The sequence below is a fragment of the Paraburkholderia sp. SIMBA_030 genome, from assembly GCF_046535245.1.
GTDB lineage: Bacteria > Pseudomonadota > Gammaproteobacteria > Burkholderiales > Burkholderiaceae > Paraburkholderia.
On sequence record NZ_JAWRXB010001033.1, the window covers coordinates 1 to 256 of the forward strand.

Below are 256 nucleotides of genomic sequence, written 5' to 3' on the forward strand. Positions count from 1 at the left end.
GACCTGCATCGCACGACCACCGCGATCAACGACGCCGCGAGCCGCCTGTCGCGCTACTTCGTCGCGCAGCTCGGCGTGAACCTTGGCGCGGGTGCGACGATCGCGATCGGCCTCGCGATCATCGGCGTGCCGGGCGCGCTGCTGTTCGGCGTGCTGACGGCGCTGCTGCGCTTCGTGCCGTATATCGGCACGTGGATCGCGGCGCTGCTCGCCGTGATTCTCGCCGCCGCGATCCAGCCGCAATGGACGATGGCCG

General features: G+C 70.3%; 1 protein-coding gene. It reads left to right on the forward strand.

What is annotated here, in order from left to right; genetic code table 11:
* The coding region (locus SB772_RS43170; protein ID WP_410838918.1) for an AI-2E family transporter at window positions 1–256 on the forward strand (256 nt) is incomplete at both ends.